The sequence below is a fragment of the Streptomyces sp. NPDC006012 genome, from assembly GCF_042871185.1.
Classification (GTDB): domain Bacteria; phylum Actinomycetota; class Actinomycetes; order Streptomycetales; family Streptomycetaceae; genus Streptomyces.
The window spans coordinates 76,796-95,951 of record NZ_JBIAIE010000022.1 but is presented as its reverse complement, the minus strand read 5'-3'; the positions used below and the strand labels follow the sequence as shown (position 1 = coordinate 95,951).

Sequence of the window (19,156 nt, the reverse complement as noted above, 5' to 3'; positions counted from 1 at the left end):
GGCCCCGCGGTCATCCCAGCACGACGATTTCCGCCGGGTCGAACTCCACCCCGACCTCGTCCCCGGTCTCCGGCGCCGCCCGCAGCGCGCACGCCGCCTCAAGACGCGGACCGCCCTCCGGCTTGAGGCGTACGGCCACATGGGTGCCCTTGAAGGTGCGGGCGGTCACCGTGCCGCGCAGACCCTCGCCGGCCGGTCCGAGCCGCACACCGGCGGGACGCACCAGCAGCGTGCGCCGGCCCTGGGGCGCGGGCTCGGGCACCGGGAGCTTGCCCCACTCGGTGACCGCCACCGCTCCGGTGATCTCCGCGGCGACGACGTTCTCGAAACCGAGGAAGCGGGCGACGAACTCGTCCGCGGGCCGCTGCCACACCTCAAGGGGCGTACCGGACTGGGCGATCCGGCCGTCCCGCATCACCACCACCCGGTCGGCCAGCGCGAACGCCTCGCCCTGGTCGTGGGTGACGGCGAGCACGGTGGTGCCCAACCGGCCGAACAGCTCGCGCAGTTCGACCACGAGCCGTTCCCGCAGCGAGCGGTCGAGCTGGCCGAGCGGTTCGTCGAGCATCAGCAGCCGCGGCCGGGGCGCGAGGGCCCGGGCGAGCGCCACCCGCTGCTGTTCGCCGCCGGAGAGCCGGGCCACGGCCCGCCGGGCGGCCCCGGGCAGCCCCACCAGTTCCAGCAGCTCCGCCACCTCGGCCCGCTGCCGCTCCTTCGAGGCACCGCGCATCCGCAGCCCGAACGCCACGTTGCCGCCGACGTCCCGCTGCGGGAACAGCTGGTGGTCCTGGAACATCAGCCCGACCTCGCGCCGGTGCGCGGGTACGCCCGTCTGGTCCCGCCCGTCGAGCACCACCCGCCCGCGGTCCAGGGGCTGCAGTCCGGCCACCGCCCGCAGCAGCGTCGACTTGCCGCTGCCGCTGGGTCCGAGCACGCAGACGGTCTCGTGCTCGGCGACCTCCAGATCGACGGCGTCGAGCACGGCCCGCCCGCCGAAGCGCACGGTCGCGGACGTGAGGCTGAGCAGCATCAGAACTCCCCCCGGTCGACCGGGTTCCCCCCGGTCGCCTCTGTTCGAGACGAGGGGTGCAGGCGCTCCAGGACCAGCAGGGACGCCGCGCACACCACCATGAGAATCGTCGAAAGGGCCATCGCCTGGCCGTAGTTGAGGTCGCCCGGCCGGCCGAGCAGCCGGGCCACGGCGACCGGCAGCGTGGGATTGTCGGGCCGCGCGATGAACACGGTCGCGCCGAACTCACCGAGCGAGACGGCGAACGCGAATCCGGCCGCGATCAGCAGCGCCCGCCGCACCAGCGGCAGATCGACCTCCCGCCACACCCGCCAGGGCGATGCACCGAGCACGGCCGCCGCCTCCCGGAGCCGACCGTCGACGGCCCGCAGCACCGGCAGCATGGTCCGTACGACGAAGGGCACGCCGACCAGCGCCTGGGCGAGCGGAACGAGGATCCAGGACTGCCGCAGGTCCAGCGGCGGCTTGTCCAGCGCGATCAGGAAACCGAAGCCGACGGTCACGGCGGAGACGCCGAGCGGCAGCATCAGCAGCGCGTCGAAGCCCCGTACGATCCGGCCCGCGCCGCGGGAGAGCGCCGCGGCGGCGAGGGAACCGATCAGCACCGCGATGGCGGTGGCGACGACGGCGTACCGCAGGGAGTTGCCGACCGCGGCGATCGGCGCCACCAGGAACGTACCGCCGTCCTCGCGGGTCAGCGCCCGGTAGTAGCCGAGGCCGGGGGCGGCGAGGGAGCGCTGCACCAGCACCCCGAGCGGCAGCAGCACCAGCCCGCCGACGGTGGCCAGGACACCGGTGAGCAGCGCCCACTGGCCCGCCCCGCGCGGTGGACGCGCCGTCAGCGACGCGTCGACCAGGCGCAGCGCGCTCTCCCGCCGCCGTACCGTCCAGGCGTGCACGGCGAGGATCACGCCGACCGCCGCGAACTGGACCAGGGTGAGGACCGCGGCCGTGGGCAGGTCGAAGATCTGGGACGTCTCCCGGTAGATCTCGACTTCGAGCGTGGCGAAGGTGGGGCCGCCGAGGATCTGCACCACGCCGAAGGAGGTGAAGGTGAACAGGAACACCATCAGCGCGGCGGCGGCCACCGCCGGGGCCAGCGCCGGCAGGGTCACCGTGCGCCAGGCGGTCAGCGGCGACGCGCCCAGCATCCGCGCGGCCTCCTCCTGGCGCGGGTCAAGGCCGGACCACAGTCCGCCGACCGTGCGAACGACGACGGCGTAGTTGAAGAAGACGTGCGCGAGCAGGATCGCCCAGACGGTGGTGTCCAGCCGCACGCCCCACAGGTCGTCGAGGAGGCCGCCGCGCCCGACGAGGGCGAGGAAGGCGGTGCCGACGACGACGGTCGGCAGCACGAACGGCACGGTGACCACGGCCCGCAGGACCCGTTTGCCCGGGAAGTCGAGGCGGGCGAAGACATACGCGCCGGGCAGCGCGACCAGCAGGGTGAGCACGGTGGAGGCGAGCGCCTGCCAGGTGGTGAACCACAGCACGTGCCGGATGTCGGAACGGGCCACGACGTCCGCGATCCGGCCGGGTTGCCAGGCGCCGTCCGGTTTGAGCCCGCGGGCGACGATCGCGGCCACCGGCCAGGCGAAGAACACGGCGAAGAACACGACGGGCCCGGCCAGCAGCGCGAGCCGCACCAGGCTCCCGCTGCCGCGCCGCCCGCGCGGCAGGGAACCGGCCGCCTTCGCCGGCGCGGTCCCCTCGTCCGCGCCGGTCAGTTCAGTACGAGTGAGGTCCACGACTTGACCCACTGGTCACGGTCGGCGGCGATCCGGTCGGGCGCCATGGTCTCGGGGTCCTTGGCCTGCGGACCGTAGGTCCGGAACTCCTGCGGCACCGCGGCATCCGCGCGCACCGGGTAGACGAACATGTTCAGCGGCATGTCCTCCTGGAACTCCTTGCCGGTCAGGAAGTCCAGGAACGCCTTGCCGCCCGCGCTGTTGCGGGCGCCCGAGAGCAGGCCGGCGTACTCGATCTGCCGGAAGCAGGTACCGGCGGCCACTCCGGTGGGCGCGGTGGCCGGTTTCGGGTCGGCGTAGACGACCTCGGCGGGCGGCGAGGAGGCGTACGACACGACGAGCGGCCGGTCGCCGCCCGCCTTCCTGCCGCCGGCCGAACCGGAGAACTCCTCGTCGTACGCCTGCTCCCAGCCGTCGACCACCTTGACGCCGTTGGCCTTGAGCTTCTTCCAGTACGCGTCCCAGCCGGCGTCGCCGTACTTCGCGGCGGTGCCGAGCAGAAATCCGAGGCCGGGCGAGGAGGTGGCGGCGTTCTCGGTGACGAGCAGGTCCTTGTACCGGGGTTCGACCAGGTCGTCGAAGGTCCGCGGCGGGGCCAGCCGGTGCTGCTCGAAGTACGCCTTGTCGTAGTTGACGCAGATGTCACCGGTGTCGATGGGCGTGACCCGGTGCCCGGACGTGCCGTCGCGGTACTCGGGCCGGATCCGGTCGTAGTCCTTCGGCTCGTACGGCTGGAACGTCCCGTTGTCGAGCGCGCGGGACAGCAGGGTGTTGTCGACGCCGAAGAAGACGTCGCCCTGCGGGTTGTCCTTGGTCAGGATCGCCTTGTTGACGGCCTGCCCCGCGTCGCCGTCCTTGAGGACCCTGACGGTGTAACCGGACTGCTTCTCGAAGTCCTTGAGCACGTTCTTCGAGACCGCCCACGAATCGTGGCTGACGAGGGTGACCGTCCTGGAGTCGGCGCCCCCGTCGTTCGTGGTCCCGCACGCGGACAGCGTGACCAGGCCGAGCCCGACCGCGACGGCCACGAAGGTCTTGGTGTGCAACTGATGTCCTCCTGGGGTTGACCAGGAAGAGACGCGGCCCTGCCCGGACCGTACGAGGCGGATCCGGGCAGGGCGCAACAGCTTGAGTGAGAACCGATCTCCCTACCCAGAATGACCTGGGCGAGGTTCGGAGGGTCTGCGGCCGGTGTGCCGCACTCTCAGCGCTGTGGCGCTCCCCTGTCGGAATATTCAACATGTTCGGAACACGAGGTTCCCGATATGACGTTATGACCGGGCTCAGACTACCGTCCGGCTACCGTTCGGCGGCAGCCAGCTGACCGCAGGCGCCGTCGATCTCCTGCCCGCGGGTGTCCCGGATGGTCACCGGCACCCCGTGCGCCTCGATGGCCGCCACGAAGGCCCGCTCGTCCTCGGGCCTGGAGGCGGTCCACTTGGAGCCCGGTGTCGGGTTGAGCGGGATGAGGTTGACGTGCACCGGCTTGCCCTTGAGCAGCCGGCCGAGCCGGTCGCCCCGCCACGCCTGGTCGTTGATGTCCCGGATCAGCGCGTACTCGATGGACAGCCGACGCCCGGACCTGGCGGCGTACTCCAGCCCGGCGTCCAGCACCTCACGCACCTTCCACCGCGTGTTCACGGGGACGAGGGTGTCGCGCAGTTCGTCGTCGGGCGCGTGCAGGGAGATCGCGAGGCGGCACTTGAAGCCCTCGTCGGCGAACCGGTGGATGGCCGGGACGAGCCCGACGGTCGAGACGGTGATCCCCCGCTGGGACAGCCCGAGCCCGTCCGGTTCGGGATCGGTGAGCGCCCGGATAGCGCCCACGACCCGCTTGTAGTTGGCGAGCGGCTCGCCCATGCCCATGAACACGATGTTGGACAGCCGCGCGGGGCCGCCGGGCACCTCGCCGTCCCTGAGGGCCCGCATGCCGTCCACGATCTGGTGCACGATCTCGGCGGTCGACAGGTTCCGGTCCAGACCGGCCTGCCCGGTGGCGCAGAAGGGGCAGTTCATCCCGCATCCCGCCTGCGAACTGATGCACATCGTCACCCGGTCCGGGTACCGCATCAGCACCGACTCGACGAGCGTCCCGTCGAACAGCCGCCACAGCGTCTTGCGCGTGGTTCCCTCGTCGGTCGACAGATGCCGCACGACCGTCATCAGCTCGGGGAACAACGCCTCCCGCAGCCGGCCGCGGGAGGCAGCGGGAATGTCGGTCCACTGCTCGGGGTCGTGCGCGTACCGCGCGAAGTAGTGCTGCGAGAGCTGCTTCGCCCGGAACGGCTTCTCGCCGATCGCGGCGACGGCCTCCTTGCGTTCGGCGGGCGAGAGATCGGCGAGATGCCGCGGCGGCCGCTGGGCGCCGCGCGGGGCTGTGAAGGTGAGTTCTCCGGGTTTAGGCATGGCCGTATCAGTGTCGCAGATCCACTCGGGTGACCTGCGGCGGAAGGCCCGAACGGTGGTCGTTATCTGTCGTTCTCGGTCGCCGTTGGCCGCCCTCGGACGGCCCACAGACGGCCCGGCGGAAGCGCCGAGAGACACTGCCCTCACGCCTGTGACCTGCGATTTCCGGGCCTGGCCAACGGCATGGGACATCCTTCCGCGACGGGCCGTCTGTCGGCCCGGCCCATGCTGGCGGTAGCGTCGGCCCCATGATGTCGGGCGACGGAGACACCCAGGGCAGCGTGACGCCGTTCACGGCGGAGGCAGCGGAAGACGTTCTCAGGGAGGCATGCCGACAGGCCGAGCTCGATCCGACGGATGCCGAGCTGCTGAGGCTCGGGTCAAACGCCGTGTACCGGCTCAACCACTCCCCCGTCATCGTGCGCATCGCCCGTGACCCTGACGCCCTGCTGGAGATGGAGCGGGCTGTCGACGTGGCCCGCTGGCTGGCAGAGCACGACTTTCCTGCCACCCGTGTACTGCCCGGCGTCCGGCAATCGGGGGCAGAGTCGTCACGTACTGGGAGAGCGCCCAGGACCGCGAGGAATACGCGACCGTGACCGAGCTGGGCGACCTCCTTCGGCGTCTGCACTGGCTCGAAGAACCGCAGTCACTCGGTCTCCCCTACCACGACCCGATGGCCAAGGTGACGGCAAGCCTCGGGGAACTGAAAGGCGTCACGGACGACGACCGGGCGTTCTTGGAGGAGCGAGCCGAAAAGCTCGGCAAGGAGTACGGCCGGTTGGATTTCGTGCTCCCCTTCGGAATGATCCACGGGGGACGCGAGCATCGGAAACATCCTTCGCCACCGGAACGGCCAAGCCATTCTGAGCGACCTCGACGGCTTCACCCTCGCTCCGCGCGAGTGGGATCTCATCCAGACGGCGATCTTCTACGACCGGTACGGCTGGCACGATCGATCACAGTACGAAGGATTTGTTCACCACTATGGGTTCGACATCATGAACTGGCCGGGCTACAAGGTGCTGGGCGACATCCGCGAACTCATGATGACGCTGTGGATGGGGCACCAGGGCGCCACGAACGAGAAGGCCGCGGAGGAGTTCACGCATCGTGCGGCTGAGATCAGGAGCGGCGACCGTCGGCACGACTGGCAGCCTTTCTAGGTTTTTGCAGGTCGGGCTGGGCTGGGGAGCGTAGGTACTCACTGAGATACCTCTTGCCTACGGCTCCCGTGGCGATCTCGATCATGATGAGCAGCGTGACCAATACGGTAGTTATCTCACGATTCCTGGGCCACTACTACCCAAGGCTTTCCGTGCCGCCTCCATGAAGGAATGGCGATACTCACGCTTCGTGGGTTCCCCCTGAGGTGGAACGGCGCCGCGCATACGAATGTGTAGCGCCTGGGTGTAATCCTGGGCAGCCTGAGCTGTCTCATGTGAACAGGTCAGCTCTAATGTCTTCTTTGCCAGCCACAGATCGTGCAATTTCTCATCTGCCGGATCTTCAGTGACCAGTAGACCAATTTCTCGGCGGTCAAGTATCAACTCGACGCGTTGCGCGGCAGTGAGGAAGTCAACGATTGCTGTCTTACGTTCGGCACGCTGCAACGCCGCGCGTTGCCCTCGATCACGTTGTCTCTCGACACGCGTGGCCAGGTACTGACCTACGAGCGTGCCCGAAGTCCCAAGAAGGACACCAGCCAGAGCCAGAACCGTTCCGCCAGTAACCCCGTCCATGGCGTACAGACTGTTCTAGGGCAGCTGCCTCAGGGCAGGGTTCGCGAAAAATCGCCCTGCTCTGATTCTGCGATCACGGCTGAGAGGGGATCGAGCTCTTGGGCCTATACGAGTCTGTGGCGCTCCACAGTCTGTGTTCCCTGGCCTGCTCATGGAAGTACTGAACAGAAGCCACGTCACTGAATCGCCCGAGGTGCTGACGGAACTCGCCGAGATAGGCCACGCAGCGCGCGGACTTGAGCTGTTCCCCCAGGTCCAGGGCATCGAGCGCCACGCGGCACGCCTCATCGGGCTCTCCCGCGTGCAGGTGAGCGTCTGCCAGAACCATGGTCACGAAGAAGTCGCTTCGGACATGGCTGCCGCTCATGGCGTTCTCGGCGTGCGCCACGGCCTGACGAGCGCTCTTCACGTCGCGGAAGCAGTGAGCGGACTCGGCTGCGAGTTCAGTTTGGTCGAAGTACGTGATCCACTCGGGCTCGTCATCGCTGTTTCACGCTCTCCAACGCCTTTGCCGACGCTGCAAGGGCAAGCTCACAGGCCCGTACATCACCCGTACGGGCAAGGGCACGAGCCTCCATCGCGTGGAACTGGGCCCGGAGAGTAGGAGTCGCTACGCCCGAGATGCCCATGAGAGCACCGCGTGCCAGCGTGGCACCGTGTGTGAAGTGGCCGAGGAAGGTTGCCTGATGGCTCATGGCTGACAGGATGCTGTGAGGTGACCCCTGCAGTGTGGACACTCTGATGGCGGATCTTGATGGTCCGGGAAGATGGTTCACATGGCAGGGCGGATATACACCCCGGAGTTTCGGGCGGATGCGGTGGCGTTGTGGCGGGCCTCGGCGGGACAACGGACGATGAAGGCCATCGCCGCTGACCTGGGCATCACCCGCGAGACGCTGCGGCTGTGGGTGCGAGCGGCAGAGGGCGGCGGCCAGGCCGCGGCGGGAGGTTCGGGGCAGGCCGGATCCCAGGAGGCCGAAGTGGCCCGGCTGCGGACGGAGAATGCCCGGCTGCTGAAGGCCGAGGAGGAATGGCAGCTGGAACGGGAGATCCTGCGCCGGGCAGCCCAGTATTTTGCCAGGGAGATGAAGTGAAGTCCCGCCGCTGGGACTTCATCTCCGCACAGGCCGGCGAGTTCGGCGTCCAGCGGCTGTGCCGGGTGCTTCAGGTCTCCCGCTCGGGCTACTACCGGTGGGTGGCCGGCACGGATGCCCGGGCCGCCCGGCAGGCGGCGGACGACGCCCTGGTGGCCGAGATCCGCGAGATCCACACCGAATCCGGTGAAGCGTACGGAGTCCTGCGGGTCCACGCTGACCTGATGGGATTCGGACACCACGTGAACCGCAAACGGGTGGCGCGGCTGATGCGCGAGCGCGGCATCATCGGCCGCCACCTGCGCCGCAGGCAGCGGACGACGGTTCCGGACCCGGTCGCACCGCCGGCGCCGGACCTGCTGCAGCGGGATTTCACCGCTGCCCGCCTCGATGAGCGGTGGTGCGGCGACATCACGTACATCCAGGCGGGTGGGCGGTGGCTGTTCCTGGCCTGCGTGATCGACATCTGCTCGCGTCGGGTGCTCGGCTGGTCCATGGCCTCGCACATGCGGACGGAGCTGGTCATCGACGCGCTGCAGATGGCGGTGGCCGCCCGGGGCGCCAACGTGGCCGGTGTGGTATTCCACTCCGACCGCGGGTCGCAGTACACCTCCGCGGCGTTCGCGCAGGTCTGCAGCCGGTTCGGGGTCCGCAGGAGCATGGGCCGGGTCGGCTCCAGCTACGACAACGCGCTGGCCGAGAGTCTGTGGCAGAGCCTGAAACGAGAGGCTGTGTACAAGACGGTGTTCCCGACGATGAGTCAGGCCCGACTGGAGATCTTCCGATGGCTCACGTACTACAACGCGTGACGGCGGCACAGCGCACTGGCCTACCTCTCTCCCATCGAGTTCGAACAGCAGCACCACAACACGGCTAAACTCTCACTCGCGGCATAAACCCCTGTGTCCACATTCCGGGGGTCACCTCAGATCATTTACGGGACAACACTTAGACCGTACCCAGTCACGACGGTTTGCACGATCCTCGGCTGAAGCCGCTCGAGGCGAAACTCTTGCGTCCGTAGCGCTGTTCGACATCCGGACGGGGGTAGATCAGGCGGAAGCGTTCGCCGGGGTTGTAGCAGGTCACAGTGGCAATCGAGATGAGGCGTCGGGGGCGGCCGCGGACCCGGATGACCGGGCGCGGCCGCGCCACCTGTCACGTTCGAGGGCGCGCCCGACCGGGATCTGGTAGGAGAAGCTGTGACGTATCAGTAGCTTGCGGACGCCCTGAAGTCAGCCCACCGCCCTGTGCATACCTCATGACAACGGCGTACCGCGACGATCAAGGCTCGTCAGCAGCTACGACTTCACGCTCAATAGCACCTCAAAGAAGGGAATGCGTCAGAGGGCGAGAAATTGGTTGAACGCGACATGACCCCCGATTGTTCACCTTGGCTTTTTTTCGACTTTGCTAAATGTTCACTCGCCCCGTACGCTCAGGGGGCGCAAAATGCGGAGTCAGGACGCAGTCCCTTCGGCGAGATTGTTCGGTTTTGCGCTCATGTTTCTCTAAACAACGGAGAGCGATAAAGATGAGAGCGACGACGCGACGCATCAGTACGGCACTCGGTTTAGCTGCGGTGACCATGCTCGCCCTTGCGTCCAATGCGCAGGCGAATTGGACTGGAAGTTTGAAGAACGTCTCCCAGGGCTACGAATCCACACGATGGAAGGACGAGCTCTATTCTCAGATCACGTGGCACGGATGCGAAGCCGGTACGCCTATCGATGGGAGCCAAGAGCGATTCACGGCTCAAATATGGGAGGACATCAGTCTTCAGCCGGATGAGTCCTACGACCGCAAGAGCTTCACTGCTTGTTTCAATAACGAGGTCAGCAATGGGGAATGGACGGACCTGCCCAGCGGCATAAAGGATTACTACTTCCAGATCATGGACATCAATGGATGGAGTGAAGGCGGATACGACCTGTCTGTAGAGAAGTTTGTGCAGGATACCACCAAGGCAGATGGATAACACCAAGGCAGACTAACTACTTCGGTATTAATTACTTCGAAAATAGGCAGGAAGGGGTCGACCCCAAGAGGGTCGACCCATTCTGCATTGTCACCCCCCCACATCCTGAGGGATACAATGAAGTTCAGTACTGCCGTGCGCAGTGGCATCACTCTGTGGGCAGCGCCATTCGCTATCCTGCTAACACTCTTCTACTACTTTGCAGGTAGTAGTGTTCCGCTTGACAGCTACTTGGGGTATGCGCCATCGCTCGTGGCTGAGCCACTGAGAGCCACCTATGCACTCGCATACGCGATTGCGGCTTCCCTGGCTGTCTGGGAAAGCGGCCGTGTCCGACGTGACGGCGTCTTTCTGCTTGCACCTGCCCGGTCACGATTTCGAGTTGCAGCCAATGTTATCTGGCCAACCGTGACGATCTCCTGGCTTGTTGTTCTCCTACCGCCAGCTATTTCTCTGGTTCGAACTGGCACGATGCCGACAGCGGTAAGCTTGCGCCTTCCTCTAGTTGCCCTGTTGCTCTGCGTGGCGCATACCATCATTGGCTTTGGTATCGGGCTCAGGGTGTCTCGGGTGATCGCAGCACCCCTAGTGGCGGTTACTATCTGGGTGTTGGTTGCGTTTTCTCGAACCGTTCAGCCGTACTGGATTCGTCACGTGTCAGGGCAATTCGGCTCATTCGGGTTCAGCGAAATCCCCAGCATCATTACGCTGCTGCCGCCACTCTTTCTGGCAGGAGGGATAGCTACTGGCGTGATCCTCCTCTGGCTTCCGCTGCGGGACAGGAGGGTCCCCCGCGTTCTCGCTTGCGTCATAGCGGTAGCTGGTATGAGCGTTGCCTACTCGGTTTCGAATAGCTGGCCACACACCCCACCCTTGGTCGTGGGACAGGCTGCAACCACCTGCCTCGGAACCAATCCGCGTGTTTGCATGCCGGAGGTCACGGCTGGAAACCTTGCCGAGGTGAGGAGGGACGTTGTGGCCGTTATGGCAGACCTACGGAAGAGCGGGATCGATGCGAATCCATCTCTTGTCACCGACCGGATGCTTGATGGTCGTAAGCAGAAATCATCTACATCGCATACGTGGTATCTGGACCTGTCCGCAGCGGATAGGTCGAAGGCAGTCCGCTACGAGACCATGCGTTCGGTCGTGAAGTTTCCCTGCGCTTCTCCGGATCCATTTGCACAAATGGTAGCTTTGCGATGGGCCGCATCGGTCACGGGGCAAGGTGATGTTTACGACAAGAACAGTAAGCGGACCGTCACTGGTTCTGCGGCCACAAAAACTGAGCAGCAGATTCGCACGGTCGTTGCCGATGTGCTTACGGAGCCAATCGCGGCACAGGCGAACTGGTTCAAGCGCACCCTGACGCTGGGTTGTTCCGGGAGCCAGTCTTGATCTACTGGTTCAAAGTACGACGGGCCCACACGGTCCTCCCGGCGGCAATAGTTGCATTTGCGATTCTTGCCGCGCTGGTTCAGAACGTCACCATCATGCTGCCGTCGATTATGGGTAGAAGTCAGGTAGCACTTTCCCTGTTCATCCCGATTCCGCTAGTCGCCGGCCTGATGCTGAGCCTCGAATCACGGTTGTCTTCCTTCGAGATGTCTGGAAGCCGTCCAGTGCAGGTCCTGGATGCCCTTCTCGTTCTGGCTTGCGCGGGTACGGCCCTGCTAAGTAGTGCTTTCGTAGGCTTCCTATTCGATGTCCCACAAATTTCTACAGCTGGACGAAACGCGTGCTTCCTCATGGGGCTCATGCTTTGCGGAAGCGCTTTTGCCGGTGAAGCAGCTGTGATGTTTCCCGTCGCGTGGCTGCTTCTCGTGGTCTTCTTTGGATTTCGCGGTCCAGGCGACCCCTACCCTTGGACGATCATTCCGGAGCCTCGCGGAACCCTCCATGCAACCGTTGGTTCGACGCTTCTTTTCGCTGTCGGTAATCTTATCCAGCTGCGCCCTTCGAGGAAAATCTCATGACTCTAGAACTCGTTTCCTGCACGTACGGTTACAGGCGCCGCCAAGCTCCGGTACTTGAGGGATTGGACTATCGTCTTGAAAACGGAATGACGGTTCTCCTCGGCCCTAATGGTGCGGGAAAATCAACGCTGCTCAAGCTCGCCGCTTCCGTTACCCGTCCTCGCTCGGGAACCGTTTCCCTTGACGGTAAGGCTGCTGGCACGAATGAGTTCCGCACCGCCGTTGCCTGGATGCCGCAGGATGTCGTCCCGATGCCCAGTCTGACGGCGCGCGAATACGTCTCGTATGTCGGTTGGCTGAAGGGGATGAGCCGTAGCGACGCATGGGACGGTGCCCGTGAGGCTCTAATGCGCGTCAACCTCAGCAAGGAGTCTGAGACGAAGAGCAACCGTCTGAGTGGAGGTCAGCTCAGGCGGGTGGGTGTCGCGAGCGCGCTCGTTCACGAGGCGCGCGTACTTCTCCTAGATGAGCCGACGGCGGGAATGGATCCGCACCAGCGCAGGGTATTCCGGGACATTCTCAGTTCCCTCACTGGCGATGTGAAGGTTCTCTTGTCAACTCACGATGTGGCAGACCTGGCAGAAGAGGCAGATCACGTCACCGTATTGCACAGTGGTCGAGTGCTTCACCATGGCACCACGGACTCATTCCTCAACTACGCTCCGGCGGAAGTTGCTGCGGGGCGTATGGCTGAGGGCGCATACTCGGCTCTCCTTGCCCAGCACAGTGCCGAGTACCGGTACTGAGCTATGAGCGGCAGACGGCCCAGAGACGGCCCAGCAACACGGAACAAGCCCCCTACCGGTTGCTAAAGACCAGGTAGGGGGCCTGTTGCTGCCGGATCGCTGCCAGTTCTCCGGGTTTAGGCATGGCGCTATCAGTGTCGCAGATCCAATTGGGTGGCCTGCGACTGTCGGTCCGGACGCCTGTCGTCACTGGTCGTCACCGGTCGTCACTGATCACCCTCGGACGGCCCACGGACGGCCCAGAGCTGGAGCGCTTCCGCACTACTCGAAGCCGGGGCCCGCCAGCTCTGTATCTGACTCATCCTCCTGCCGCCGGACCCGACCCTGTTCGGAAGCCAGGCCAGCGGCAACCGCGACGGCAATAATTCGAACGTAGTTACGAATATGGTCGCCGGCGCCTACGCTAAGCAGCGCCCAGTACGCTCGTAACGACTGGACCAACACCGCAGCGCCCTCCCCTTTGACCACCCCGGCGGAGGGCGCTGCGTGCGTGTGGGCCGCCTGCCGGACAGCCCCTAGTGGGGTTTAGTCGACCATCTGCCCGTCGTACGTACCGCCCCTGCAAGTGTTGTTCGCCCAATTGACCGTTCCGCCGCCCTGCTCGCACTCACCCGGGGTGAGGCTGGCGGCGGTGGCGGTGGCGGCGCCTGTGAGGCCGAGACCAGCGAGGGCTGCCGTGGCAATGACGGCGGCGAGGATTCGTCGAATACGCATTTGGTTCCCCTTTCACGGATTGCCTCGGTGGGGCACTAGCCAGCTTGATCTTCACCCATGTGGGTGGCACGTCATGTTGCGCCGTTCGAGTGACATTGCTGTCGGGTGCGGGGTCGGTGACGCGACCCGTCAGACAGGCCCTGGTGGCGAATCGGCGTTGAGGTCCTTCAAGAACTTGGAGCGCTCTGCGTCGGCCATGAATCGAGAGCACGAGGGCATCGCCACTGCCAACAGCCGCTTTTCCCATCTCAGCCCACCACTCACCCCGACTCTCATCCCGTACGCACGCCGGCCACGGCCACACCCCCGGCGAATCCTGGCTCGCCGCCAATATCCGCCGCGACATCCAGCACAACCGCAAAACCGCCCGCGAAGAACTACCCGCTCCGCTCGTCGACGAAAGGAACTGTTGACCATGGCTTCAGAGTTGCCGAACCGGTTCCTGACCCCTGAGGACCTGGTCGAGATGTTCGAGCTTCCCCGCGTGGAGACGGTGTACCAGTGGCGTAGGAAGCACACCGGTCCGCGCGGCTTCCGGGTCGGGCGGCACCTGCGCTTCGACCCTGGTCATGTGCGGGGCTGGGTGGAATCCCAGCTTGGGGAGGCTGCCTGATGGCCGGCCATATCCCAGACCGCTGGTACAAGACCGAGACCGGACCGGACGGTGTAGAGGTCAAGGTCAAGACCGACCGGTACGGCACCGGTATGCGCTACCGCGCTCGGTATATCGGGCCCGACGGCACCGAGAAGTCCAAGAGCTTCCCGGATCGTCAGAAAGGCCTCGCCGAGAAGTGGCTGATCGGCTCGCGTCCGCTCGATTCATTCCGCCCGGAGCACATCCGTGGGTTGGTGAGCGCACTGGAGAATGACCCGGCTGTGAGTGGCGGCTATGCGCGGAACATCTACGGCGACGTTCAAACCGTGCTCAGTGCTGTTGTTGACGACGGACTGTTGCCCCGAAAGCCGTGCTCGGGTAAGTCCGTCCGTCGGTGGCCGAAGCCCTCCGTTCCCACATGGCCGCACACAAGCCCGTCGAGATCACGTTGCCCTGGCGCAAGCCAGACGGTCCGAAGGTGACCGCTCGCCTCCTGTTCACCAATACGGCGAGCGGGTAGAGGGAGCAGTGATCCCGCAGCATCTCGCCGAGCGCCTGACGCTGCCGGACTGTGGGGCGAAGGAGGAACTTGCAGGCGCGTATCAAGCCCTGTCCTCCTTCTGCTTCTTCGTCCAGGGGCGTTCCCACTGGGTGTTGATGCACTGCTAGACGGCGCCGACCGAGGCGACGAAGAACGACGACGACCACAACGTAGGCATCTGGCTCTTGAGGTGCGGGAACTCTGAGCGGAGCACGCGGGAGGTGAAGCCCTTGAACTGGTTGGCGACGTAGGAAGCGGAAGCCTTCGGCCCCGTGCTTGACGAACAGGTACACGTGATCGGGCATCACCTCAAGGGCGATGACCTCCCAGCCCTTCTCTCCCGCCTTCTGCTCGATCAGCTTCGATCAGCTCACGCAACCGGACCGCGACCCGGCCACCGAGCACGCGACGGCGGTACTTGGGGCACCACACCACGTGAAGCCCCAAGTCATACACGCCGCCGGAGTACCGGCGAACCTTCCGCGTCACGGTCACGACGATCACTACACACATGACGCATATCTAGCCAGCACGGGGTCAACAGCGCAGACCCATGGGCACAGGTGAAGTCAGATCAGCAGCGCCCGTCGATTCGACGTTCTGACCCGGCTGCGGACGACGTAGCGCCAACCAGCGCTCCACCGGGAGACAGCGAGGAAGTGGACGCGGTCGGCCCCAGGCCGGCCTCCGGCCAAAACCCCCGCACCATGCACCGCAACGGACGAACCCCCCGCCCGACGACGGGCAAGGGGTTCGCATGCGTACCGGATGTGTACCGGCTGCCGTGTCCGTCAGGCGGATCCGACGAACAGCACCAGCAGCAACCAGACCACGGGCGCCGTCGGCAGGAGCGAGTCGAGCCGGTCCATGATGCCGCCGTGACCGGGGAGCAGGGTGCCCATGTCCTTGATGCCCAGGTCCCGCTTGATCATGGATTCGCCGAGGTCACCGAGGGTGGCGCTGGCCGCGACCGCCAGGCCGAGGAGCAGGCCCTGCCACCAGGTGCCGTCGTCGATCAGGAACTGCATGCACAGGGCACCGGCGACCATCGCGAACAGCACGGCACCGAGCAGTCCCTCGCGGGTCTTGCCGGGGCTGATGCGCGGAGCGAGCTTGTGCTTGCCGAAGCGCCAGCCGACGGCGTACGCGCCGGTGTCGCTGACGACCGTGAGTATCAGGAAGGTCAGCACCCGGAACGGGCCGTCGGCGGCGTCCAGCATCATCGCGACGAACGTGGCGAGGAACGGCACGTAGAACGCCGCGAAGACGCCCGCCGTGACGTCCTTCAGATAGCCCTCCGGTGGCTGCGTCATGCGCCAGACCAGGACCGCGAGCGCGGTCAGCGCCATGGCCACCCAGGCGCCCTGGGCACCGCGGACGTATCCGGCGACGACCATCGCGGCGCCGCCGACGGCCAGGGGGACCAGGGGCGCCTTGATGTTCTTGCGCTCCTGGAGCCGGTTGGTCAGCTCCCACAGCCCCACCACGACGGCGACCGCTATGACGCCGACGAAGACGGCCTTGACGATGAACAGCGACGCGACGATGACCACGCCGAGTCCGACGCCGACGCCTATGGCCGCGCCCAGGTCCCGGCCCGCGTTCTTCTTCTGCGGTGCGGGGGCGGGTTGCGGTGCGTCGGACATGGGCTCCGGATTCTGCGGCGGCGCCCCGTGGGGGTACGCCGAGGGGGGCTGCTGGTAGTACGCACCGTGGTGGTGCGCACCGCTGCGAAACGTCTCGTCTCGGGTCGGGGAGCCGCCCGGCCGAGCAGCCCCCCGGCCACCGTCCTGGTCACCGCCGTGCGCGGGTACGCCGTCCGGGACGATGGGCATGGGGCGAGTCTGCTGGGCGTCCTGCGCATCGTACGCGGGAGCCGCCGGGGCGGCTCCTTGGGCGTACGCCTGCCCGGGCCCGTCGTGGGTGGGCCCCCAGTACCCGGCCGGTGGCGGCGCCCCCCAGGAAGAGTCGTTCATCAGACCTCAAGCAGCTCTGCTTCCTTGTGCTTGAGGAGTTCGTCCACCTGGGCGACGTACTTCGCCGTGGTGTCGTCGAGCTCCTTCTCCGCACGCCGGCCCTCGTCCTCGCCGACCTCGCCATCCTTGATCAGCTTGTCGATGGTCTCCTTGGCCTTGCGGCGCACGGAGCGAATGGAGATCTTGGCGTCCTCGCCCTTGCCCTTGGCGACCTTGATGTACTCGCGGCGACGCTCCTCGGTCAGCTCGGGGAACACCACGCGGATGATGTTGCCGTCGTTGGTGGGGTTGACCCCCAGGTCGGAGTCGCGGATCGCCTGCTCGATGTTGCGCAGCGCGCTCTTGTCGAACGGGGTGACGACCGCCATGCGCGGCTCCGGCACGGAGAACGAGGCCAGCTGGTTGATCGGCGTCGGTGCGCCGTAGTAGTCGGCCACGATCTTGTTGAACATCGCCGGGTGCGCACGGCCGGTGCGGATCGCGGCGAAGTCCTCCTTGGCGACCACGACGGCCTTCTCCATCTTCTCCTCGGCTTCGAGGAGGGTCTCTTCGATCACCACTTGCTCCTGCGTGTCTTGAGTAGGCCCGGCTGCGGATCCCTGTCGGGGTTCACGGCCGGCTGCGTCGCGTCTTCTTCCTGCACGGTTCCCGACCGGCAGGTCCTTGTCCATCCCCCGGTCAGGGTCGGGGTGGTTCTCCGGTCAGTGCCGAGCGTCCTGGTCGCCCACGAGTGTGCCGATCTTCTCACCCTTGACGGCCCGGGCGATATTGCCTTCCGCGAGAAGCTCGAAGACAAGGATCGGCAGCTTGTTGTCGCGGCACAGTGTGATGGCCGTGGCGTCGGCGACCTTGAGGTCGCGGGTGATGACCTCGCCGTAGCCGAGGGAGTCGAACTTGACGGCGTCCGGGTTGGCCTTCGGGTCGGAGTCGTAGACCCCGTCCACCCCGTTCTTGCCCATCAGCAGCGCCTCGGCGTCGATCTCCAGGGCACGCTGGGCCGCGGTGGTGTCGGTGGAGAAGTACGGCATGCCCATACCGGCGCCGAAGATCACCACGCGCCCCTTCTCCAGGTGACGCACGGCGCGCAGCGGGATGTACGGCTCGGCCACCTGGCCCATGGTGATGGCCGTCTGCACCCGGGACTGGATGCCCTCCTTCTCCAGGAAGTCCTGGAGGGCGAGGCAGTTCATCACCGTACCGAGCATGCCCATGTAGTCGGAGCGGGCCCGGTCCATGCCGCGCTGCTGGAGTTCGGCACCGCGGAAGAAGTTGCCGCCGCCGATGACCACGGCGATCTGCGCGCCGTCCCGGACGACTGCGGCGATCTCGCGCGCGATCTTGTGCACCACGTCGGGATCCACGCCCAGGCCGCCACCGCCGGAGAACGCCTCTCCGGACAGCTTCAGCAGAAACCGGCCGCGTACTTTGCCGTCGTCACTCTTCTGGGCCTTGGTGGTCATGGGATCCGCCTCTTTCACCTCGTGCGCATACGAAGAAGGCCATTGCCGGTGGGGTCGCTTCTCGCTCCCATGCGCGGCAATGGCCTCCTCGTCAGATCTGCTGCCGTCCGCCGCGCGCCCGGGTGCGGCGCTGTGCGCGGACGACTGCTGTCGACCCTATCGGGGTCGCGTGTCGATCGCGGTACGGACTCAGATGCCGACCTTGATGCGCGAGAAGCGCTTCAGGGTGACACCGGCCTCGTCCAGAACCTTCTGGACCGACTTCTTGTTGTCGAGCGCGTACGGCTGGCCGAGCAGCGTCGCGTCCTTGAAGAAGCCGTTCAGACGACCGTCGACGATCTTGGCGATGGCAGCCTCCGGCTTGCCCTCCGCGCGCGTGGTCTCCTCGGCGATGCGGCGCTCGGACTCGACGACCTCGGCCGGGACGTCCTCCTTGGCCAGGTACTTCGGCGCGAAGGCGGCGATGTGCTGGGCGATGCCCTTGGCGACCTCGGCGTTCGGCTTGTCCAGCTCGACCAGGACACCGATCTGCGGCGGCAGGTCGGGCATGGTGCGGTGCATGTACGCGGTGACGAAACCGTCGGCGAACTGCGCGAAGCGGTCCAGGACGATCTTCTCGCCCAGGTTGGCGTTGGCCTCGTCCACGAACGCCTGGACGGTCTTGCCGGCCTCGATCTCGGAGGCGAGCAGGGCCTCCAGGTCGGCCGGGGAGGTCTTGGCGACGTGCTCGGCGATGGCGGTGGCGACGGCCTGGAACTTCTCGCCCTTGGCGACGAAGTCCGTCTCGCACTTCAGCTCGACGATGACGCCGGAGGAGTTGTCGTCGGCGATGATCGAGACCACGGCGCCGTTCTCGGCGGAGCGGCCCTCGCGCTTGGCGACGCCCTTCTGGCCCCTGATGCGAAGCGCCTCGATGGCCTTCTCGACGTTGCCGTCGGCCTCGTCCAGCGCCTTCTTGCAGTCCATCATGCCAGCGCCGGTGAGCTCACGGAGCTTCTTGACGTCGGCGGCGGTGTAGTTCGCCATGAGTGTGTGAATCTCTCTCGAAGTCTGAAGGATCGAAGATCTGCACGGTCCGTGGTCCACATGCAGGTGCAGATCCCCGACCTGGTGCTGACCTACGGGTGAACGGCGGGAGCGAACTTCATGT

At 65.9% G+C, this 19,156-nt stretch carries 17 protein-coding genes, 6 pseudogenes and 1 riboswitch; of the genes and pseudogenes, 10 read left to right on the top strand and 13 right to left on the bottom strand.

Features of this window, described 5'->3' with window-relative positions; translation table 11 throughout:
• Positions 1 to 10 precede the first annotated feature (10 nt).
• The 4 genes from ACFYPJ_RS29690 to rlmN all read right to left on the bottom strand — a co-directional run bounded on the left by ACFYPJ_RS29690 (position 11) and on the right by rlmN (position 5,184).
• Positions 11 to 1,030 carry an ABC transporter ATP-binding protein gene (locus tag ACFYPJ_RS29690; protein ID WP_389023620.1) on the bottom strand — a complete coding sequence of 340 codons (1,020 nt, stop codon included), beginning with the start codon at positions 1,028 to 1,030 and terminating at the stop codon, positions 11 to 13.
• Positions 1,030 to 2,661 carry an ABC transporter permease gene (locus tag ACFYPJ_RS29685; RefSeq protein WP_389023727.1) on the bottom strand — a complete coding sequence of 544 codons (1,632 nt, stop codon included), beginning with the start codon at positions 2,659 to 2,661 and terminating at the stop codon, positions 1,030 to 1,032. The genes ACFYPJ_RS29690 and ACFYPJ_RS29685 overlap by 1 nt, the downstream gene beginning before the upstream one ends.
• A 92-nt stretch (positions 2,662 to 2,753) precedes the next feature.
• A complete protein-coding gene (locus ACFYPJ_RS29680) occupies positions 2,754 to 3,824 on the bottom strand; it encodes a thiamine ABC transporter substrate binding subunit (RefSeq protein WP_389023617.1) in 1,071 nt (356 codons plus the stop codon).
• A gap of 81 nt (positions 3,825 to 3,905) precedes the next feature.
• Positions 3,906 to 4,013, bottom strand: a riboswitch (TPP riboswitch).
• Positions 4,014 to 4,077: 64 nt separating this feature from the next.
• A complete protein-coding gene (gene rlmN / locus ACFYPJ_RS29675) occupies positions 4,078 to 5,184 on the bottom strand; it encodes a 23S rRNA (adenine(2503)-C(2))-methyltransferase RlmN (RefSeq protein WP_389023614.1) in 1,107 nt (368 codons plus the stop codon).
• A gap of 248 nt (positions 5,185 to 5,432) precedes the next feature.
• Here rlmN and ACFYPJ_RS29670 point away from each other — a divergent pair, with 248 nt between their 5' ends.
• Positions 5,433 to 5,783 carry a hypothetical protein gene (locus ACFYPJ_RS29670; RefSeq protein ID WP_389023611.1) on the top strand — a complete coding sequence of 117 codons (351 nt, stop codon included), beginning with the start codon at positions 5,433 to 5,435 and terminating at the stop codon, positions 5,781 to 5,783.
• Positions 5,784 to 6,185: 402 nt separating this feature from the next.
• Positions 6,186 to 6,350: a hypothetical protein gene (locus tag ACFYPJ_RS29665; RefSeq protein ID WP_389023608.1), complete on the top strand. Its 165-nt coding sequence runs from the start codon at positions 6,186 to 6,188 to the stop codon at positions 6,348 to 6,350.
• Between the two features lie 111 nt (positions 6,351 to 6,461).
• Here ACFYPJ_RS29665 and ACFYPJ_RS29660 read toward each other — a convergent pair whose 3' ends face one another.
• The gene (locus tag ACFYPJ_RS29660) at positions 6,462 to 6,926 is read right to left on the bottom strand and encodes a hypothetical protein (protein ID WP_389023605.1); all 465 of its coding nucleotides are present in this window, start codon (positions 6,924 to 6,926) and stop codon (positions 6,462 to 6,464) included.
• A gap of 73 nt (positions 6,927 to 6,999) precedes the next feature.
• Positions 7,000 to 7,636 (bottom strand): annotated as a pseudogene (locus ACFYPJ_RS29655) (hypothetical protein); the annotation flags it as partial.
• Between the two features lie 66 nt (positions 7,637 to 7,702).
• Here ACFYPJ_RS29655 and ACFYPJ_RS29650 point away from each other — a divergent pair.
• The 5 genes and pseudogenes from ACFYPJ_RS29650 to ACFYPJ_RS29630 all read left to right on the top strand — a co-directional run bounded on the left by ACFYPJ_RS29650 (position 7,703) and on the right by ACFYPJ_RS29630 (position 12,720).
• Positions 7,703 to 8,916: pseudogene (locus ACFYPJ_RS29650) on the top strand (IS3 family transposase).
• Positions 8,917 to 9,554: 638 nt separating this feature from the next.
• On the top strand, positions 9,555 to 9,998 hold the full coding sequence (locus tag ACFYPJ_RS29645; protein WP_389023602.1) for a hypothetical protein: 444 nt from the start codon (positions 9,555 to 9,557) through the stop codon (positions 9,996 to 9,998).
• Between the two features lie 984 nt (positions 9,999 to 10,982).
• Positions 10,983 to 11,396 (top strand): hypothetical protein, encoded by a 414-nt coding sequence (locus tag ACFYPJ_RS29640; protein WP_389023599.1) that lies wholly within the window; start codon positions 10,983 to 10,985, stop codon positions 11,394 to 11,396.
• A complete protein-coding gene (locus ACFYPJ_RS29635; RefSeq protein WP_389023595.1) occupies positions 11,393 to 11,974 on the top strand; it encodes a hypothetical protein in 582 nt (193 codons plus the stop codon). Before ACFYPJ_RS29640 ends, ACFYPJ_RS29635 begins: the two co-directional genes overlap by 4 nt.
• The gene (locus tag ACFYPJ_RS29630; RefSeq protein ID WP_389023592.1) at positions 11,971 to 12,720 is read left to right on the top strand and encodes an ATP-binding cassette domain-containing protein; all 750 of its coding nucleotides are present in this window, start codon (positions 11,971 to 11,973) and stop codon (positions 12,718 to 12,720) included. The genes ACFYPJ_RS29635 and ACFYPJ_RS29630 overlap by 4 nt, the downstream gene beginning before the upstream one ends.
• Positions 12,721 to 13,245: 525 nt before the next feature.
• Here the strand turns inward: ACFYPJ_RS29630 and ACFYPJ_RS29625 are convergent.
• Entirely contained in the window at positions 13,246 to 13,434 is a 189-nt protein-coding gene (locus tag ACFYPJ_RS29625; RefSeq protein WP_389023589.1) for a hypothetical protein, read from the bottom strand.
• A gap of 269 nt (positions 13,435 to 13,703) precedes the next feature.
• Between ACFYPJ_RS29625 and ACFYPJ_RS29620 the strand changes: the two are divergent.
• From ACFYPJ_RS29620 to ACFYPJ_RS29610, 3 genes and pseudogenes are all read left to right on the top strand, one after another.
• Positions 13,704 to 13,847, top strand: a pseudogene (locus ACFYPJ_RS29620) (replication initiation protein); the annotation flags it as partial.
• Positions 13,848 to 13,849: 2 nt separating this feature from the next.
• A complete protein-coding gene (locus ACFYPJ_RS29615) occupies positions 13,850 to 14,047 on the top strand; it encodes a helix-turn-helix transcriptional regulator (RefSeq protein ID WP_389023586.1) in 198 nt (65 codons plus the stop codon).
• A pseudogene (locus ACFYPJ_RS29610) lies at positions 14,047 to 14,546 on the top strand (hypothetical protein); the annotation flags it as partial. The gene ACFYPJ_RS29615 and the pseudogene ACFYPJ_RS29610, both read left to right, overlap by 1 nt.
• On the opposite strand, the pseudogene ACFYPJ_RS29605 reads toward ACFYPJ_RS29610, so the two are convergent.
• From ACFYPJ_RS29605 to tsf, 6 genes and pseudogenes are all read right to left on the bottom strand, one after another.
• Positions 14,536 to 14,635, bottom strand: a pseudogene (locus ACFYPJ_RS29605) (RNA-guided endonuclease TnpB family protein); the annotation flags it as partial. The pseudogenes ACFYPJ_RS29610 and ACFYPJ_RS29605 overlap by 11 nt on opposite strands.
• Positions 14,636 to 14,694: 59 nt before the next feature.
• Positions 14,695 to 15,059 (bottom strand): annotated as a pseudogene (tnpA, locus tag ACFYPJ_RS29600) (IS200/IS605 family transposase).
• 302 nt (positions 15,060 to 15,361) lie between these two features.
• Positions 15,362 to 16,546, bottom strand: a complete 1,185-nt coding sequence (locus tag ACFYPJ_RS29595) for a phosphatidate cytidylyltransferase (RefSeq protein WP_389023583.1) — start codon at positions 16,544 to 16,546, stop codon at positions 15,362 to 15,364.
• Positions 16,546 to 17,103 carry a ribosome recycling factor gene (gene frr, locus ACFYPJ_RS29590; protein WP_376533289.1) on the bottom strand — a complete coding sequence of 186 codons (558 nt, stop codon included), beginning with the start codon at positions 17,101 to 17,103 and terminating at the stop codon, positions 16,546 to 16,548. The genes ACFYPJ_RS29595 and frr overlap by 1 nt, the downstream gene beginning before the upstream one ends.
• Positions 17,104 to 17,247: 144 nt before the next feature.
• Positions 17,248 to 18,006, bottom strand: a complete 759-nt coding sequence (pyrH, locus tag ACFYPJ_RS29585) for a UMP kinase (protein WP_389023580.1) — start codon at positions 18,004 to 18,006, stop codon at positions 17,248 to 17,250.
• A gap of 189 nt (positions 18,007 to 18,195) precedes the next feature.
• The gene (gene tsf, locus ACFYPJ_RS29580) at positions 18,196 to 19,032 is read right to left on the bottom strand and encodes a translation elongation factor Ts (RefSeq protein ID WP_389023578.1); all 837 of its coding nucleotides are present in this window, start codon (positions 19,030 to 19,032) and stop codon (positions 18,196 to 18,198) included.
• Positions 19,033 to 19,156 lie beyond the last annotated feature (124 nt).